This window comes from Ochrobactrum teleogrylli (assembly GCF_006376685.1).
Classification (GTDB): Bacteria; Pseudomonadota; Alphaproteobacteria; order Rhizobiales; family Rhizobiaceae; genus Brucella; species Brucella teleogrylli.
Genome location: NZ_VEWL01000008.1, coordinates 193,566 through 211,877, shown reverse-complemented (window position 1 = coordinate 211,877; position 18,312 = coordinate 193,566). Strand labels below are relative to the sequence as shown.

The following is an 18,312-nucleotide window of genomic DNA, read 5'->3' as shown; positions in this document are numbered from 1 at the left end:
AAATTCCCCTCAATTTGTTGGTCTTTTCACACACCGGAATCCGACATGACTGGTGGAAGTGTCTTCGGGCTCTGCATGTCGCGCCGCCGGGCGATAACGGCGGCAATAGTCGGGTGAACAGAGGTGAGAACCACCTTTTAGAACACGTCTGGCAATGCGAATGGCGGGCTGCTGCGGGTCAAAACTTGCGAGAGCTTCGCCGCCGCGTGGATTGCGCGGGATGCAACACGGGCTTGCCGCTGGTTCGGCATGTCGGGACGTCCAGTAGTCATTCGTCCATTCCCAGACATTGCCGATCATGTCGTAAACGCCATAACCATTGGCTGGAAACGACCGCACTGGCGAGGTTCGTTCGCGTCCGGCGGGCTTGGTACTTTTCACGGGAAAAATGCCTTGCCAGGTGTTGGCCATGGCAACGCCGCCCGGCATGAGTTCGTCGCCCCATGCATATTCCAGATCTTCAAAGCCCCCCTTGGCCGCGAACTCGAACTCGGCTTCGGTCGGCAGATCAAGACCTGCCCATTGTGCATAGGCAAGGGCATCGCAGTGCGCCACATGGACGACTGGATGATCGAGTTTGCCGCGTAGATCGCTGAGCCCGCCCAATGGCTTACGCCAGTTCGCTCCGAACTTGAATTTCCACCACTGGCCGATATCCCGGCCCTCGACCCGCTTTGGGGGCGTGAACACAAGAGACCCAGCGCGCAACATTTCGGGCAGCGCGCCCGGATAGTCCTTCGGGTCCGGCGCTTTCTCGGCCATCGTGATATAGCCTGTTTCGTCGACAAAGCGCGAAAACTGTCGGTTGGTAACAGGTGTCGTGCTAATCCAGAACCCGTCCACCTTCACGGGATGGCGTGGCGCTTCTTCGGGATAATGGTTGTCGGACCCCATCAGAAATGTGCCCCCCGGTATCCAGGCCATTTCGTCTGAAAACTGCTCGGAATAACGTTTGCTCGAAGCGTCCATACCCATCGTCATCCTCCGCGAAATTATGGAAAGCTTGCCTTTGCGCTACTCCGGCGAGAAGTACGTTACGGTAAATCGGGTAGCTTCACGGGTTCAGTTCCAGAAGCGCGGGTGGTTTTGTGGCGTGTTTATGCGAAAGGCGGTTCATAACGCCGTGAGCAAGAACGCGCCGGTCGATTTCCCCGGAGTGGCCCTTTCCGTATAGCTGCCGCTGGAGAATTTCGACCTGTGCGGCAAGCGACCCGTCGTTCGCGGCTGCGGCCCAATCATGGATGGAAGAGTAACCAAGACGGCGCGACCAGACTTCCAGTGCCGCATTTATCCGGGCGTAATCGCCTGTACTGATAATGCGGAGGGTCTGCCGTCTTTGATGATGAAGCGAATTCCGGCGCTGCTCATTCCATCGGCGCAGCACGTCGACAAACCGAGACCTATACCGCATCGCGATGGCTAAAAGGCCGGCGATCAGAAGCGCGGCTATTGCCAATGTCCAAAGGAACTTGCCGTTAAGCGTGCCTTTACTGGCGGGTTCAACGGGCGTGGCAGATTTCGTGGCGCCTGTGGTGACGGTCACGGTTGTTTCCGGTAATGTGGCGGTCTGAACCTGCTGTGATTTCACGTCAAACCAGCGATACGAAATTGCAGGCAAGGTGAAGGTTCCGGGTTTGGAAGCGGTATAGACGATGGTTTCGATGCGACGGCTCGCAGTTTGTCGCCCGACTGAAACGTTATCTGCGACTGTCGCCGGTTTGACATACTGGTCCAGCCCTTCTGGAGTTCCAATATTGATGGGCGGGATGGTGATCGCTACGGTATCTGTGGCGGTAATGGTCAGGGTTCTGACCAGCGCATCTCCTGTTTGTAATTTATCCGGCGGCCGGTCGAAACTTTGTGACAGTTCCAGCGATCCCGCGGCAAATTGCGGCTGCCCTTTATTTTGTGCAGCGCCGACCGTGAAAGTTAGCGGCTGGCTCTTCACGGTGCCTTTTTTCGGGGCTCCATCCTCAAGGTAATCAAATGAAATCTGAATTTCTGGAATGCTATAACTGCCGCTGACTTGCGGTATGATGGAATACCGCTTTTGAATGCCACTGAACTGAACGCCATTTATCGTATCATTGGTGTTCTGGGACCGTTCGTCCGGCAAAGTGACCAAGGCATGCGGAAGCGCAAATAAAGGAAATTGCGGCGGTGAGGTGAAAAAGCCCGGAGCAAGTACATTAAGCACAAGGTGGACTTGCTGCCCCGGCACGATAGTGCCCGTTTCTTCAATTTTTGCGCGGACCATGGGTTCCTGCGCTGTAGCATCATTGATGAATAGTGCAGGTGAAACCAAGAGGATGAAAAGGACAAGCCGAAACAAAATGTTCATTTGGCGTCGCCTCTCGCTTCGATGGAAAAGCGACGCGCCAGCATGGCTGCCGGGCTGACAGCGATATTCTTGATCCACATCTGAGATGTCTGCTCGGACATGGCAATTTCGGCGTCTTTGCCTTGCTTGCCCTTATCGTCAAACTGGACACTATCAGGCTTCAGGTTCGGTGCTTCCTCCTGGTCCTGATCTTCCTTCTGCTGCGCGAGCAAGAGGCGTTTTGCTGTCGCGAGATTGGCCTGAATGTCTTCCGATGCGGGCTTCGCCTGAAGCGCCTTTTCGTAGGCCGTGACAGCCTCCGCGTACTTCTTCAAATGCATGAGCGCATTGCCCTGATTGTACCAACTGTCGGGGCTATCGATGATGGCGAAAGCGTTGATTGCATCTTGATATTTCCCAGCCCGATATGCGGCGACACCACGCCATATGGGATCGCGAAAAGTACTGGCAGCTTTGGAAAAATCGCCTTTACGAAAAGCGATTTGTCCCTGTTGATCCGGCGTCAGCCACATATCTTCGAATGACCCAGCGTGTGCCGGATCGTTGCCGATCAGATGCAAGGCAATGACAACGCTTCCCAACCGCACAACCCAGCCGCGTCTGAATGTGAATGCGAATAGCAGCACGGCGGGGATGAGAAACCACCATCCGCTGTCGCGCCAACGGCTTTCCTTGTCGGATTGCTGTTGCGCAAAATTTCCCTTTATCTGTTCGGCGATCCAGCGAACATCTGCATCGTCGTCGGTGACTGTGGTGACCGCGATTGAGTTCGAGATGCGCAGTTGCGCAAGGCTTTCGGTGTCGAGCTTGGTAACAAGGCGTGCACCACCATCGGAGGACAGAAAGCCGCCGTCGCCGGTCTTGATCGGTCCGCCATTTGCGGTGCCGATAACTAGCACTACGACGCCATCATTGCGCTCATCACCGAGCGTTTTAATCGCGGAGGCCTCAACGCCGTCCGTCATGAACAGTATCGTGCCGGGTGAACCGTCTTCTTTCAGAAGATTGGATGCAAGATCCAGTGCCGTACCCGTATCTTTGCCCGGACGCGGCATGATGCCGGTTGAAAGGGCATCGGTATAGGATTCAATCAAATCGGCGTCATCCGTGAGCGGCAGGACGAGATGAGTCGTTCCCGCATAAGCGATCACGGCGGTTCTGGCGCCAGCCCTGCTTTCCAGAATGTCGTGAATTTTAAGCTTGGCTCTCTCGATGCGGCTGGGGCTGATGTCAATCGCATCCATTGTCTGTGAAAGATCGACTGCGATCACCAGTGACGCCGTGTCGTGTACAAAGGGAGGCGTTTCCTTGTCCCAACTGGGACCGGCAATTGCGAGGATCATGATTGCCATGATGAGCGCAAGGAGTGTTGCCGGTTGAAGACGCCGCTTACTATCGCCTTCGATCACCAGTCGGTCGAGCAGATGCGGCGCGATCATGTTTTTCCACTTCTGCCTGATGTTGGCAGAACGGGCGGCAAGCCAGATCATGATCAGCGGCAATATCAGCAAAATCAGCCAGACCGGGCGCAGAAAGTGAAAGTCGGAGATCATGCTGAAGCTCTCCGCGCGATGCGTGCCTGCACAAAACCGAGGCAAAGGGAGAGTGCCAAGACCAAGAACGATATTGCAGCCGGATACTGGAACAGTTCCCGGCGTGGCCGCCATGAAAGCTCCTTCTGTTCCTGCGGCGTTATGCGGTCCAGCATATCGTAAATGGCAGACAGGCTGGCCTGATCCTGACCGAAGGAATAGCGTCCGCCTGTCTGCGCGGCGATTGCCTGCAGTGTTTGCGTATCGACCTTGTCTTCTCCTGTTGCCTTTGGGTCGCCAATGGCGACTGTGTGAATGACGATATGGTCGCCTTCGGCAATTTCAGCCGCTTTCAAAGGCGGCATCTTGCTGGCGGTATCGTTGCCGTCGGAAAGCAGGATGAGCACCTTTTCCGGCACGTTCGATTTTCCGAACATGCGAATGGCGAGACCGATGGAATCGCCCATTGCTGTTCGTGGTCCTGCTTCGCCCGGCACGAGCGAGCCGATCATAGTTCGGATCAGATCATGATCCATGGTGAAGGGCGCCAGTGGGTAGGGAGCGTCACCAAAGGCAATCAGGCCGAGCCTGTCGCTTGTCCGCTTCGAAACAAAGTCGGAAACCACTGTTTTGACCGCTTCAAGGCGGGTATCCATAGCTCCGCTTGGTGACGCGAAATCGCGTGTCTCCATCGATTGAGAGAGATCAAGCGCCAGCAGGATATCGCGCTGCGGTATGGATTTGACCATCGGTGGTTCGATCAGTTGCGGTCTCGCCAAGGCCAGCACCAGCAGGCACCAGGCCAGCATGTCGAGAACAATCTGCCACCAGCTCCGACGCGGAATGACCGACCCTTCCGTTGGTTCAACACCTGCCGCTCGTGCGACATCCTTAAAGAAGGGGAGCCGGATTGAAGCGGTCGAGACGCGATGGGTCGGCAAGAGCCACCACAAAAGCAGCGGCAGCGGCAGTAAAAGCAAAAGCCACGGATGGTCGAGCTCATACATGATGCCTCTCGATCCACAGGCGGGCCTGAGTGACGATGACAGGCATGTCGTTTGCTTGTTGGTCGGGTTCGTATTCGCGGCCCTTCAGGAATGCCTTCAGGTTGGTCCCAAGAGGTGCGGGACTGTGGCTTTCGAGGAAAGCCACCCATTGCCCGCCGGATAATGCTGCGACGTCGGCACGCGGAAAGGCCGACAAAGCCGTGCGCTTCAACAGTTCGGCGATTTCTGTTGCCGGTGCCGTGTTCGAAATGTTTTCGAGAATTTGAAGCGCTTCGCGCCGATAAGCATTTCGGCGATAGCGTTTCACCCACCGGAAGAGAAGGATGGCTAATCCTAGCAAAAGCAAAACTGCGACCAACGCCCATCCCCAGGTCTGAGGCAACCATGGCACCGATGGCGGAACAGCAATGTCGTGGAGCGTCCGCAGTGCAGTCTCCGTTGCCTGATCCATTATCGTCTCCTTTGACGCCACATGGATTTTTCCAGGAGATTACGCAGTTGCGGGGCGGTTTCTTCCGCCGCCGAGATGGGGAGCATCGGTAGGCCGAGCTCGCGTTGCCAGGAGCGAAATTCGCGCCCGCGATTGCGGGCGAAACTGTCGATGGAATTGCGCATCGATCCTTTGCCGAAGGTCAGTTCGGCCTGCGTGGTGCCTCCGCTGACGACCAGATCGCCGCTCGTCGGCAAGTCGAGCAGAAAAGGATCGTAAACCAGCAGGCAGATCACGTCATTGCGGCTTGATATCTGCAGCAGATAGTCGCGGGTTGCCTCATCATGTCCGTCGAAGTCGCTGACGACGATCACGAGATAGTCGTGATAGGCAATGGCGCTGACTTGGTGCAGAATATCATTCAACATAGATGGCGCAGGTTCATGGGCATAGCTGGCGTTCAGTGCGGCGTTCTTCTCCGCAATCTGGCTGGCCAGTCCGATGACCGCGTTGCGGCTGCGCTGTGGTTTGATCTGCGCGGTATCCGTGTCGCCGAATACGATGCCGCCGACGCGGTCGCCTGACCCCAGAATACGCCACGCACAGAGCATTGCGCATTCTGCTGCCGTTACAGATTTCATGGAGCGTCTGCTGCCGAAAAACATATTGATCCGCTGATCGACGATCACCAGCGCAGGGCGTTCCTTCTCTTCGCTATAAACCCGCACGACGGGTTTCATCGTGCGTGCAGTGACCCGCCAGTCGATAGAACGAATATCATCGCCGGGCAGATATTCGCGCAATTCCTCGAACGACAGACCACGACCACGGACCGCCGAGCGCATTCGCCCCGCAAGCTGGCGATGGCTGGGAGATTTTTGAACGAAGCTGACATCACGCGCTTGAGCTTCAAGAGCGACGAGCGCAAAAGTGTCTACGTAAACGCCGGTCTCAACGCTCGCGCCAGCCTTCATGACACGGCCACCAGTTCGGTGATGCGGTCGATGATCTGGTCTGGCGTTGTGTTGGAGGCATGGGCTTCATAGGACAACAACAGCCGGTGGCGGAAAACGTCATGCACGATTGCTTTTACGTCATCGGGGGTGACAAAGTCTCGCCCTTTCAGCCACGCATAGGCGCGGGACATGCGGTCAAGGCCGATGACACCGCGCGGACTGACGCCAACCTGTAAAAACTTGGCCAGGTCCGCATTGTAACGATCCGGATATCGTGTCGCGAAGACCAGCGCGACCATATATTTCTCGACGGGTTCCGAAACTGTAACCGTACCGATTTCCTTGCGCGCATCAAAAATGCTCTGTGCGGAGAGGCGCGTCGCCTTCTCTTTTGAAGCAGCCTTGCTGAGAGCTTCCTGTTCCTCGTTGCGGTTAAGACGCATGATCGCGGCTTCGGATTCTTCGTCCGGATAATCGACCCGGATATGAAGCAGAAAACGATCCAGCTGCGCTTCGGGCAGAGGATAGGTGCCTTCCTGCTCAATCGGGTTTTGGGTCGCCATGACCATGAACAGGTCCGGCAAAGGATAGCTCTTTCCGCCGACGGTTACCTGCCGCTCCTCCATCGCTTCCAGCAAAGCGGATTGCACCTTGGCAGGCGCGCGGTTGATTTCATCGGCAAGAATGAGATTGGCGAAGATTGGCCCCTGCTGAAACTGAAACGCGCTCTTTGTTCCGTCTGAGATATAGATCTCGGAACCGGTGACGTCCGCCGGCAGCAGATCTGGCGTGAACTGTATGCGGGAAAGTTCGGATTCGAGGTTTTTTGCCAGACTTTTGATTGCGCGGGTTTTGGCGAGACCGGGCAGCCCCTCGACCAGTATATGGCCGTTAGAAATGACCCCCAACAAAAGGCGTTCGACCATTTGCTCCTGCCCGATGACGGATTGCCCAACCCGTTCGCCGAGTTTCAGAATATCATCGCGTGCTGCCATATCGGGTGTCCTGAAATGGTGGGAAAAGGCGCGCAGTGAAAGAGCGCGCCTAAATCGTTACTTTTCTATACCGCGTTCTTTGAACGACTGATCAATCGCCTTGTCCACTTGGGCACGCACGCCTTCAAGGTTAAAGCTGGCGTTGCGTTGGCTCGGCGGAAACTGGACAAAGGTTTCCAGCAAAGCGGCAGCCTTTAGCTGGGCCTTCACAAGCAGGAAGTCATTTCGTACCAGCCAGTCATTATACTGATCGGATACGATATCGGCGCGTTCATACGGATCCATACGAAGGTTGAACAGCTTCGGTACGCGCCATGTGACCAGTGGTGTTTGCCACACGGCGAACCCTCCCGGGGCAGGCTGCTCATGGAATACAACCTTCCATTCGTCAAATCTGGTCGCCACCAGGTTGCCGTCATCATCGAAGTAAAAGAATTCATTCCGTGAACTTTTATCCGCTTTTCCGGTCAGATAATCGAGCTGGTTATAGCCGTCCAGGTGATTACGGAAAGTGGTCGTGCTGCCGTCCGGCTTCCAGCCTTTCAACAGCCTCTCCTTTACGTCCGGGTCTCCGGCTGCGGCCAGAAGTGTCGGAAACCAGTCCAGCCCGGAAAACATCTCGTTTGAAACCTGGTCGGGCTTGATATGTCCCGGCCAGCGGACCATTGCAGGAACGCGGAAAGCGCCCTCCCAATTGGTGTCTTTTTCCGAACGGAATGGTGTGGTGGCAGCGTCCGGCCATGACCACTGGTTGGGTCCGTTGTCGGTGGTGTAGACAACAATCGTATTGTCTGTGATGCCAAGTTCGTCAAGCTTCTTGAGAAGTTTGCCGACATCGCCATCGTGCTCGACCATGCCGTCGCCATACTCATTGTAAGCCATGCCGCTTTGGCCGCGCATTGACTCACGAACATGAGTGAAGGCATGCATGCGGGTCGTGTTCATCCAGGTGAAGAAGGGCTTGCCTGCCTTCGTCTGACGGTCAATGAAATCAATCGCTGCGGCTGTGGTTTCGTCATCAATCATTTCCATCCGCTTCTTGGTGAGCGGACCTGTATCTTCGACTTTGCCGTCAGCCGAGGCCTTCACGACGCCTCGCGGAGAATATGCCTTGAGAAACTCCTTGTCGTCTTTCGGCCAAGTGGGCTGCTCCGGTTCCTCTTCGGCATTCAGATGATAAAGGTTTCCGAAGAACTCGTCGAAACCATGTTGGGTTGGCAGAAATTCATCCTTGTCGCCAAGATGATTTTTGCCGAACTGGCCGGTTGCGTATCCCAGCGGCTTGAGGGCCTGCGCGATAGTGATATCGGTTGCCTGAAGACCGACCGGTGCTCCCGGCGCGCCGACTTTGCACAGGCCCGTGCGTAAGCATACCTGGCCCGTGATAAAGGTTGAGCGCCCCGCCGTGCACGAGTTTTCCGCATAATAGTCGGTGAACCTTATGCCTTCCTTGGCAATCCGGTCGATATTGGGGGTTCTATACCCGACAAGCCCATCGCTATAGGCGCTGATGTTGGTCTGTCCGATGTCGTCGCCGAAGATAACGAGAATGTTCGGTTTCCCTGCGGGTGCCGCGGGCGCAGCCTGCTGCGCATAAGCGGGCGTAACGACCGTCGCAGACGTCACTGTCATGGCCAAGGCAGCAGTCGCTGAAAGTAGTCTACGGATGACAGGCGTCTTCATAGCGGCCTCCTCAATGTGGATTTATTCAACATTCCGCACTCCTGTTTGCGAGGCAAATTGGGATGTCGTCGATGCTCTATCGATGGCAACGTCGGAAGGCTCGACCAAATCCGGAGGAAGCGTAAGTACGTTACTGTAAACATGCTCGGTGATCGGCATTTACGTTAAATCTGGCTGGCCAGCGCGAGTCGCAGAAGTGGCGCAGTGCCCACGATATTTACCGTAACGTACTGCCGTTCGTACAAATTGGTGTCATGCTTCGCAGTGAAAATCCGTTGAGGGGAGAACCGTGGCACGTGACCCAGGATGATGCAGTCCGTCGCAGCTTCAGTTCTGCATCGAGAAGCGGGCTTAGTAAACTCATGTTAAAGCTCCCATCTGTCCGTTCGCAGCTAAAGCAACTTTCCGGCGAACCGCTGATTGGTCTCTTCGAGGCTTATGACGAAGCCAGCAACATGTTGGAAAAATTGCGCAGAGCTGAAATTGGAGTCACCCCCCTTTCTCTGGAATACGAGACCATATGCAAGGAGATAGAAGAGGACGTACTGCAATATTGCTTACTACATAAATAGGGACATGCTCCGAAATGGAACATCTTATTCGCGGCAAGCTGTTATTATTGACATCGGCTTTTCGGGGACTATTTTAGCCTAAAACCGCTAATTTATTCTAATGTCGGGGCCCGAGGGGTGGTATGACACAGAATAGTAGTGCATTTGATGACCGGGGAGCGTCAGATCAAGAAGTTAAATCCGCGTTAGCCGATCTGATTGCGGATAAGCGATTTCGTGCGACCGAACGGGGCAGGGCGATCCTCAGTTACATTGCGGATCTGCATTTTTCCGGCAGTTCCGAAGGGGGTCAAGGGCTATTCGATAGCGATTGATGTTCTGGGGCGGCCTGATAGTTTCGATCCTTCCACTGACCCGATTGTACGCATAGAAATCAGCCGGTTGCGGGCAGCTTTGGTCCAGTATTACGAAGCTTTTGGCAAAGAAAAGCCGATTGAGATCGAGCTTCCTAAAGGCAAATATGCGCTTGCGTTCAACCACCGCGCCGTCGTGGATACATCTGTTTCGGACGAGGCTTCTGCGGGCGAGCCAATTCCGCCTCCGTTGCAAGCTCCATTAACTTTAAGGCGCCATCTCAAATATATGGATTTGGCGGTCGCTAGTCTGGTATTGCTTATTTCTTTTACATTAGTCTATTTTTTGACAAATCGGTCAGTCGATACCGTAAAGCCGACTGTTGCGAATGATTTCCGGGCTGAGAACCCCGCGTTCGATATAGAGGCCGAAAATGTACGGGATTCGGTGCTGATCGCACTTGGTAATTTTCATACGCTGGCGCTTCGTTCCGACAATAGCGGATCGATTGATCCACAGGTTCGGTTTCCAGCCTATACGGTTCGGATGCGCTATCGCGTTGAAGGTGAGATGAAAAGCATCTGGTGGCAGGTGAAAGACGAGGTCAAGAACGTCATTGTCAGCTCTGGTGTCGAAGAAGCTTCGGAAATGGGGCAATCCGCAGAACAGGTGCGAGCAGCTCTTTCCTCAGCTCTATCGCAAAAGCTTGCCGCCTCCACCGGGGTGATCAATACACGTCTGGTCGCAGATGTGAAGAGCCCGTTCATCGGCAATATTTGTGTTCTCAAAGCGGAAATATCGCTGGCGAAGGGACAGGCGCTATCGGACGACGAAACGTGTCTTGAGCAGACTTTAAAGAGTGATCCAAGGCAGAGTGACGCCCTGGCTGCTCTTTCCCGGGTGCTGGTGAACTCCAATGCGCCGATTATCAGCAAGGATGTGCTGGACCGCAGCCTGCAACTTGCGCAAGATGCCGTCGCTGTCGCGCCGGGATCGGATCGCGCCGAATTTGCCTTGATGGAAGCCAATTTTCGCAAAGGCAGGATCGATGAAGCGCTGGAGGCGGGTAAGCGCGCCGTGTCTCTTAACCCCAATAATCTGGAGGCGAAGGCGGCGCTGGCAATGGTGCTTTTCGCCAATGAGAATTGGGATCAAGCTGTGGCTCTCATTGAGGAAAGCGGGCAAGAATATCACAGTATGGCATTGAAGGCGCGCACCGTGCTTGCGCTTGATGCCGCCCGTCGCGGCGATTGGCACAACGTGCTGCTTCGTGCAAATCAGCTGCCTCCACAGAATGATTTCGCAACCGGTTTTAGATTGGCTGCGCTTGTTCAGTTGCGACCGGCTGATGCCCAAAAAGAACTTCAGGATGTCACACGATCCAATCCCAATCTACGCCAGTCAGTCGGTGAAAAATTGGAAGCTCTAAGTGTTCCAAACATTGTCACAAATGCCATTATCGACCAAATCCAGATCGGGCAAACAAAGTTGCAGCCGGACAAGCGATGAGAGCAAAACTGACGAACACGTTTCGCATTTGTTCATTGAACGCTTTGGAGCCAAGCTCCGTTAAGGTCAGCTTCAACGGCAATTACCAGCCCAACATTTACCGTAACGTACCCATTAGATATTGCGTGAAAAACAAATAGAAACGAGAATTATCCAAAATTAAGTATTGTTAGATTCGTCGGAATATTGAGCAGCCGTGCTCGTAGCCGAGGGGATGTTATGGGTCGAATTTCGCTTCATACGCTGTCACTGGGTTCAATTGCGGGACTGTTGCTTGTTCCGTCCGTGGCGATGAGTGCAGAAGGAGGCGCGGGTTTCTACCTGTTAGGATCGAAGGGACCAGCGGCGGGCATAACACCTCCACCCGGTGTCTATTTTCAGAACGATTTCTACTATTATCGCGGGAATCTCGGCGGAGATAAAAGCCTGCCAACTGGCGGTAAGCTGGCCGTTGGGGTCGTGGGCACCGCGGTCATTGAGGTCCCGACGGTCATGTGGGTGCTGCCGGAAACTATCGCCGGAGGCCATCTTGGTCTTGGCGGGACGATACCGGTCGGCTGGAAGAAAACCGAAGCGGATGTGGTTTTAAACGGTCCCCGGGTGGGTGAGGTCTCGACAGGTGTGCGCGATACGGCGTTCACCATTGGTGATCCGATCGTTAGCGGCTTCCTGGGCTGGCAGACGGGTAATTTCCATTACCAGATTGGCACCATGATCAATGTGCCCATCGGCGATTATCAGGACGGCGAGATATCCAATATCGCTTTCCACCATTGGGGCGCGGATGTGTTTGCAGCCGCAACTTGGCTTGACCCTGCAATTGGTTGGGATATTTCGGGCGCGGTTGGCGTAACTTTTAATGCGGAAAATCCGGCCACCGACTATCGAACCGGTAACGAGTTCCATTTCGAATGGGCCGCCGTAAAACACATCAATGCGAAATTCGATGCCGGTCTGGTGGGTTATTACTATCAGCAGCTATCGGGTGATAGTGGAGACGGTGCGGCGGCACCATTCAAGGGACGTGTGGCTGCCGTTGGTGCAACTGTCGGCTGGAACTTCGAACTGGGTGAAACACCGCTTTCCGCTCGTGTGAAGTATTTCCACGAGTTTGCTGCGGAAAACCGGGCCGAAGGAGACGCGGTTTTCCTGTCATTATCGATGCCATTGTCGATCAACAAACCGACCGTGTCTGCTGATTAACCCGGTGTGGAGATTGGCTTCTCTTTGAGGACATGGAGTATCTGAAACGCGCAGCGTGACTGATGAGGGAGAAGGATATGCATATCAGATCATTCAATACCGCCGGATTGGTTGGCATGGCTGGAATGATATTTGCGGTCCTGTCGTGTTCATCCACGCATGCTCAGAATGATAAACTGAGTGGATTTCCAGCGATGGTTCTGGGCGGGCAGACGGCCAAAGCGACTACTGTTCAATTCAGCGTTCCTTTCGACAATCTCATACGGCTGGCCGACAAAGATGTATCGCTGGGTAAAACGAGCCTCGATGAGATCCAAGCTGTCGTTGGAGGGACTGTGCACGGTCATACAACGTCATCCCTTAAAACGGCTTGGCTTTGCTATGAGGTGACGGGCGATAATTTGCCCCGTCGTATCTGGTTCATTTCGGACGGGATGAACACGAAGAAAGGTCAGGGGGCCGTTCTCAATCTGATTTCGGCGGAAATTATAAAGGACAAGTCTGCGAAATGCGGACGGCCTCGCATTGATCTGACGAACCTCAAATTGCCTATTCCTGCCTTGAAAGACAACAAACATGCGCTCGAAAAGCGGTTCGGCAAGGTAAGCGCCAAGCAATTTGCGCGTTATTCGAACGAACACAAAGTTTCAGGTGCGACAGTTGAGCAGTCGCTCGTCTACCAGCTGGATGGAGACCGGATTATTGGTGTGGCGTTCTCCCAGGCCGCAGCGAAGTAGCATATCTCGTGTCCAGTCAAGCATAGGTAAGAAAGTCGGGCATATGGGATTTCGCTTCGCGTTAGCCATGCTCATTGCAATACGGAATGTCATGGGTCTCGCGATTGGTATTTTCGTCTTATCGGCTCCATCATTTGCGCAGTCTGCGAGTGACGATATCGATGAATTGGCGCGAAAAGTCTCCAACCCCGCTTCGTTCATGATCAGTGTGCCAGTTCATTCCGATATTGATTTTGGTCGTGGAAGCGGAAAGGTGCGGGGCTTCTCTCTCGATATCGAACCAGTCATTCCAATGCGGTTCAATGATCGCTGGAACGTTATTTCCCATACCGATATTCCATTGGTTTACAGCAACACGTTTGGCGACGTCGGCAGCAATTTCGGGCTCGGCGACATAACGCAGACTTTCTCTTTCACTCCGTCCGCCCATGGCCCAGTCATATGGGCGATTGGACCGCAGTTCTCGTTCCCAACGGCGACAGACGATTTGCTGGGGTCTGGTAAGTTCTCTCTCGGGCCATCGGGTTTGCTGCTTTATCAAACAAGTGCAATCACGACTGGCCTCTCGGTAAACCATATCTGGTCCGTTCTTGGGGCAGATAGTAGGCCGGACGTGAACCGAACCGAACTCCAGCCGTTTATCGCCTGGCATATTGGCAAGGGACGAACAATTTCGGCAAATCTTGATGCTGACTATGACTGGACAGCCGATCAATGGACTGTGCCAGTGTCGGGGGCATTCTCAAAGATCGTGAAGCTTGGCGATCAAACGATGAATCTGTCGCTCGGAGCGAGGTACTGGCTGGAAGGTCCAGACGAAGGCCCCAAATGGGGAATAAAGGCGGGCGTAACCTTCCTTTTCCCCCAAACGGTCAAATAGCGCGGTTGCCACACACCGGAACACGGTGTCAAAGTCCAGCGACCTTTTTCAGATCATCGACAGCGCCGGGGGCGGCTGCAAATACAGGATGGCCTTTCAGGATATTCTCGCCGTTCACAGGGAATGGATGGGTGTACCCGCCAGCTTCGCGCACGAGGCAAAACCCAGCCATGCAATCCCATGCGTGCATGTAAGGCTCGTAGTAGCCGACAAGCCTGCCTGCCGCGACATAGGCGATCATTAGGGCGCCCGACCCGTTGCGTATGAACGTGCCACCGGCTTCCAGCAGATTTTCGACGATCTTCGCCACGGTTTGCGGAGTGACATAGTTATTTGCGCCAATGCCTGTGACTGCGTTTTGAAGAGTCTTCGTTGAATCGAGCGCCAGTTTCTTGCTATTCAGCGTCGCGCCAAGACCTTTTGCCGATGCATAGAGCTCATCGAAACACGGTGCCTTAATAACGCCAATGACAGGCTCGCCGCCTTTCAAAACGGCAAGCGACACACACCAGTTTGGCATACCGTTTACGAAAGGGCTTGTTCCATCAATGGGGTCTACAACCCAGGTAAAGCCCGATGATCCGTCGTTCAGTCCGTATTCCTCACCCAGAAAGCCGTCTTCCGGAAATTTTTCGGAAACAAGCGTGCGAATAAGCTGCTCCACTTCCCGATCAGCAATGGACACCACGTCTTGGGGATCACGTTTGAATTCTATGGTCAGCGCTTCGCGATTGTTGAAGTAGTCCAGCGCCTTGGCGCCAGCCGCCTGCGCAATGTCTTTGGCAAGCGCCAGCCGCTTTTCCAGGTCGTATTGGAGATTGTTGGTCATTCTTTGCTTCCGGCAAGAGTGATGATCGGCACGTTTTGGCGGGCTATTGATTGATAAGCGCAAGCCCGCGTGACTTGAAGTGTATCGAGACATCCGTGAGCGTTGGCAAGGCCTGTTCCGCTTCGGGGTCAACTATGAAGAGCTTGCCATGTTCGGTTTCGATCTCATACTCGATGTGATCGCCAAGATAAGCGGCATGCGCCACGCGCCCCGGAAAATCGCCTCCGGCGAGCGGCTGCAGGTTAACGGCGTTCGGTCGGATCGCCAGTTGTGCGGCCCCTGTTTTGGCGTTACGCGCAGCGACACGGTGGGTCATTGCGCCAATGCGTATGACGGCCTCGTTATTCTCGGTGGCGATCACTTCGCAGGGCACGACATTGGCCTCGCCCATGAAGTCCGCGATAAACGCCGACGCCGGTGACTCATAGAGTTCACGCGGTGTGCCTTTCTGCGCAATATTACCATCCTTCATTACGATGATCGTATCGGATACGGCCAGTGCTTCATCTTGATCATGCGTTACATAGACTGCCGTGAAACCAAGCCGTTGCTGCAATTCGCGGATTTCCGTGCGCACGCGCCGCCGAAGCCGTGCATCGAGGTTGGATAGCGGTTCGTCGAGAAGCAGCACTTGTGGTTCTAGCACCAGAGCACGCGCCACGGCCACGCGCTGCTGTTGTCCGCCCGAAAGCTCGGCGGGCAGTCGGTGGCCCATGCCGCCCAAACCAACCAGCTTCAGTCCTTCTTCTGCTCGATCGCGGGCTTCGGCTTTCTTGATGCCGGAAGATTCCAGCCCATAGGCGACGTTATCCAGCGAATTCATATGTGGAAACAGTGCGTAGGACTGAAACACCATCGAAACATCGCGTTCATTGGCTGGCAGATTGGTAACATCCTTGCCGCCGATCAGAATGCGGCCCGAGCTTGGGTGTTCCAGCCCCGCAAGCAATCGCAATGTGGTGGTCTTTCCACAGCCTGAAGGGCCAAGCAGAGTGACCAGCGTTCCCGGTTCGACAATCAGGGACAAATCGGGCAGGGCGGTGAAGTTTCCAAATTTCTTGGAGACATTCTCGAATGTGACGGAGCCGGGGCGGATCGTCGTCATGCTACTTTCTCCTGATTGGCGGATTTGATCGGCGTGACAGCGGCGACACGATTTTCTCGCCTGAGTTTTCGTTCTCCGACAAGCAACTGAAAGCCGGTGATGATGACGATCATCACCACAATCAGCATTGAGGAGTAGGCAATGGCGACCCCGAATTGCCCATTTTCAACCAGTCCGACGATGTAGGATGTCGCCATGTTATACTGCGCGGACACCAGAAAGATGACGGCGCTGATCGATGTGATCGCGCGCACGAAGGAATACACCAGCGCTGCGGTTATGGCGGGGCGCAGGAGTGGCAGAATGACCTTGCGAATGGTGCGGAAGCTGTTTGCCCGCAAGGTCAGGGAAGCTTCATCAAGGCTTTTGTCGAGTTGGCTCATTGCAGCGACGCCGCCCCGAACGCCGACAGGCATGTTGCGGAAAACGAAGCAGGCGATGAGGATTGCTGCAGTGCCGGTCATTTCGAGCGGCGGCAGATTGAACGCCATGATGTAGCTGACACCGATCACCGTGCCCGGAATTGCAAAGCTCAGCATCAATGCGAATTCGAACAGATTGCGGCCGACAAAGCGTTGCCGAACAATCAGATATGCGGTGAGCAAGCCAACAGCGGCTGTGAGCGGTGCTGAGATCAGCGAGATTTCCATCGTGGTCCAGAACGAGTTCCATGCAACACCGGTCCATGCAATGCCGGTCTCGGTCCAGCCAATGGAGAAGGCGCGGGTATAATGCTCCAGCGTCAATGTATTATCGAGTCCCCACTGGCGCACAAAGCCGCCGATAAGGATCATGAGATAGACGATGACGGTGAATATCATCCACGGGATAACAAGCACGTAGACGCCGACTTTCAACCCGTGTGGCAAGGCGGCATGCATGCCTGAGTCGCCCTTGCCGGTCACGGTCGCGAAGTTTTTGCCAGCGAGCCAAAGGCGCTGGATAAGGAATGCGGTGAGCGTGAAACACAACAACACCATGGCGAGGACAGCTGCGCGCGATGGATCATTTTGCGCACCCACCACTGCAAAGAAGATTTCCGTCGACAGCACGCCGTTGCTGCCGCCCAGAACCATCGGATTGCCGAAATCGGCCATGCTCTCGATGAAAGCGATAAGGAAGGCGTTGGCAAGGCCCGGCGCCATCAATGGCAGCGAGACCTTTCGGAAAGTGCGCCAGCGGTCTGCGCGCAAGGTTTGCGACGCTTCCTCCATCGACGGCGACACACCCTCAACAACGCCGATGAGGACCAGAAATGAAATCGGCGTAAAGGAAAGAACCTGCGCAATCCAGATGCCGGTCAAGCCATAGAGCCAACGCCCCGGCTCGACACCGAATATGTTGGAGATCTGTTCCGTGACCACGCCCGCGCGCCCGAACAACAAGGTAAGGGCCAAACCGACGACGAAAGGCGGCGTGATGATTGGAAGGATGGTGAGAAGTCGAAGCCCTTTCTTGAAAGGGAAGTTTGTGCGCGTCGCCACCAGGGCAAAGGCAAGGCCCATGATTGTCGAGCCAGAGGCCGTCATCAGTGCAAGCCATAAGGTGCGCCATGCAACACCGCAGCGACCTTCCCCCACCACGCAGGCGAGGCTCCAGATGGAGGAATCTTGTATGTTTCCGATGAACCCCTCCGGCTTGAATGAACCGTCGAAGTCCTGAACGGAACCGACAAACATGCTGAGCACCGGGTAGAAGACAAATACACCTACCAATGCGACGAGCAAGGTAATGGAGGAAACGACGAAAGCATCGCCTTTCATCACGCCACGTTCGGCAAGACCGAATGCGAAAATTAACAAAAAGCAGAGACAGGTCAGGATTGCGCCTGCACCAAAGGCTGGTTGTCCATCGGCGAGCGTGCCAAAGAGACTTTCACTGATTGTCCAATTCCAACCGGAACCGCCAACAGCCAGCCCTTGAAGGACGAGAAACCCCAGACCAAAAAGGCTTGCCCAGATCAAGATGGAACTGCGCCTGCCCACAGACAAGGCTATGCGGGCAAATGCACAAACAAGCATAAGGGCCGCCGCCACGCCGAGCCAGGGACGGGAAAAAGCAACGATTTGCAGGATGCCGGGTGCAGTTGTGCTTTCGCTGAACAGGTCGCCAAGCCAGCCAAAACCAAGAAAGCCGTCTTCTATCCGATACCAGGGCAGGAAGACGAAGGCCACCAGCGCAAATGCGAGAACAATATCCAGTCTGCGGTTTTGCTGTACCATAGTGCGTCCGCTTCATT

At 54.8% G+C, this 18,312-nt stretch carries 16 protein-coding genes; 5 read left to right on the top strand and 11 right to left on the bottom strand.

The window, feature by feature from the left end:
* Window positions 1-9: 9 nt before the first annotated feature.
* The 8 genes from FIC94_RS14430 to FIC94_RS14395 form a co-directional block, all read right to left on the bottom strand.
* A complete protein-coding gene (locus FIC94_RS14430) occupies window positions 10-975 on the bottom strand; it encodes a formylglycine-generating enzyme family protein (protein WP_371830918.1) in 966 nt (321 codons plus the stop codon).
* A gap of 79 nt (window positions 976-1,054) precedes the next feature.
* Window positions 1,055-2,341 (bottom strand): BatD family protein, encoded by a 1,287-nt coding sequence (locus tag FIC94_RS14425; RefSeq protein WP_140025346.1) that lies wholly within the window; start codon window positions 2,339-2,341, stop codon window positions 1,055-1,057.
* Window positions 2,338-3,894, bottom strand: coding sequence for a vWA domain-containing protein (locus FIC94_RS14420; RefSeq protein WP_140025345.1), 1,557 nt, complete (start codon window positions 3,892-3,894; stop codon window positions 2,338-2,340). Before FIC94_RS14420 ends, FIC94_RS14425 begins: the two co-directional genes overlap by 4 nt.
* On the bottom strand, window positions 3,891-4,880 hold the full coding sequence (locus FIC94_RS14415) for a vWA domain-containing protein (RefSeq protein ID WP_140025344.1): 990 nt from the start codon (window positions 4,878-4,880) through the stop codon (window positions 3,891-3,893). Before FIC94_RS14415 ends, FIC94_RS14420 begins: the two co-directional genes overlap by 4 nt.
* Window positions 4,873-5,331: a DUF4381 domain-containing protein gene (locus FIC94_RS14410; protein WP_235892014.1), complete on the bottom strand. Its 459-nt coding sequence runs from the start codon at window positions 5,329-5,331 to the stop codon at window positions 4,873-4,875. Before FIC94_RS14410 ends, FIC94_RS14415 begins: the two co-directional genes overlap by 8 nt.
* The gene (locus FIC94_RS14405; RefSeq protein ID WP_140025342.1) at window positions 5,331-6,284 is read right to left on the bottom strand and encodes a DUF58 domain-containing protein; all 954 of its coding nucleotides are present in this window, start codon (window positions 6,282-6,284) and stop codon (window positions 5,331-5,333) included. Before FIC94_RS14405 ends, FIC94_RS14410 begins: the two co-directional genes overlap by 1 nt.
* A complete protein-coding gene (locus FIC94_RS14400; RefSeq protein WP_140025341.1) occupies window positions 6,281-7,261 on the bottom strand; it encodes an AAA family ATPase in 981 nt (326 codons plus the stop codon). Before FIC94_RS14400 ends, FIC94_RS14405 begins: the two co-directional genes overlap by 4 nt.
* 57 nt (window positions 7,262-7,318) lie before the next feature.
* Window positions 7,319-8,944: an arylsulfatase gene (locus tag FIC94_RS14395; RefSeq protein WP_140025340.1), complete on the bottom strand. Its 1,626-nt coding sequence runs from the start codon at window positions 8,942-8,944 to the stop codon at window positions 7,319-7,321.
* Between the two features lie 296 nt (window positions 8,945-9,240).
* Between FIC94_RS14395 and FIC94_RS14390 the strand changes: the two genes are divergently transcribed.
* The 5 genes from FIC94_RS14390 (at window position 9,241) to FIC94_RS14370 (ending at window position 14,139) form a co-directional block, all read left to right on the top strand.
* Window positions 9,241-9,516 carry a hypothetical protein gene (locus FIC94_RS14390; RefSeq protein WP_140025339.1) on the top strand — a complete coding sequence of 92 codons (276 nt, stop codon included), beginning with the start codon at window positions 9,241-9,243 and terminating at the stop codon, window positions 9,514-9,516.
* 252 nt (window positions 9,517-9,768) lie between these two features.
* Complete coding sequence (locus tag FIC94_RS14385; protein WP_140025338.1) at window positions 9,769-11,319, top strand: tetratricopeptide repeat protein; 1,551 nt, start codon at window positions 9,769-9,771, stop codon at window positions 11,317-11,319.
* 219 nt (window positions 11,320-11,538) lie between these two features.
* Window positions 11,539-12,522 (top strand): SphA family protein, encoded by a 984-nt coding sequence (locus tag FIC94_RS14380; RefSeq protein ID WP_140025337.1) that lies wholly within the window; start codon window positions 11,539-11,541, stop codon window positions 12,520-12,522.
* A gap of 77 nt (window positions 12,523-12,599) precedes the next feature.
* Window positions 12,600-13,259: a hypothetical protein gene (locus tag FIC94_RS14375; RefSeq protein WP_140025336.1), complete on the top strand. Its 660-nt coding sequence runs from the start codon at window positions 12,600-12,602 to the stop codon at window positions 13,257-13,259.
* 43 nt (window positions 13,260-13,302) lie between these two features.
* Window positions 13,303-14,139, top strand: coding sequence for a transporter (locus FIC94_RS14370; protein ID WP_140025335.1), 837 nt, complete (start codon window positions 13,303-13,305; stop codon window positions 14,137-14,139).
* Window positions 14,140-14,167: 28 nt separating this feature from the next.
* On the opposite strand, the gene FIC94_RS14365 is transcribed toward FIC94_RS14370, so the two are convergent.
* The 3 genes from FIC94_RS14365 to FIC94_RS14355 are packed head-to-tail and all read right to left on the bottom strand — an operon-like array spanning window position 14,168 to window position 18,295.
* Window positions 14,168-14,968, bottom strand: a complete 801-nt coding sequence (locus FIC94_RS14365; protein WP_140025334.1) for an inositol monophosphatase family protein — start codon at window positions 14,966-14,968, stop codon at window positions 14,168-14,170.
* Window positions 14,969-15,011: 43 nt separating this feature from the next.
* Window positions 15,012-16,073 carry an ABC transporter ATP-binding protein gene (locus FIC94_RS14360; protein WP_109365952.1) on the bottom strand — a complete coding sequence of 354 codons (1,062 nt, stop codon included), beginning with the start codon at window positions 16,071-16,073 and terminating at the stop codon, window positions 15,012-15,014.
* The gene (locus FIC94_RS14355; protein WP_140025333.1) at window positions 16,070-18,295 is read right to left on the bottom strand and encodes an ABC transporter permease; all 2,226 of its coding nucleotides are present in this window, start codon (window positions 18,293-18,295) and stop codon (window positions 16,070-16,072) included. Before FIC94_RS14355 ends, FIC94_RS14360 begins: the two co-directional genes overlap by 4 nt.
* Window positions 18,296-18,312 lie beyond the last annotated feature (17 nt).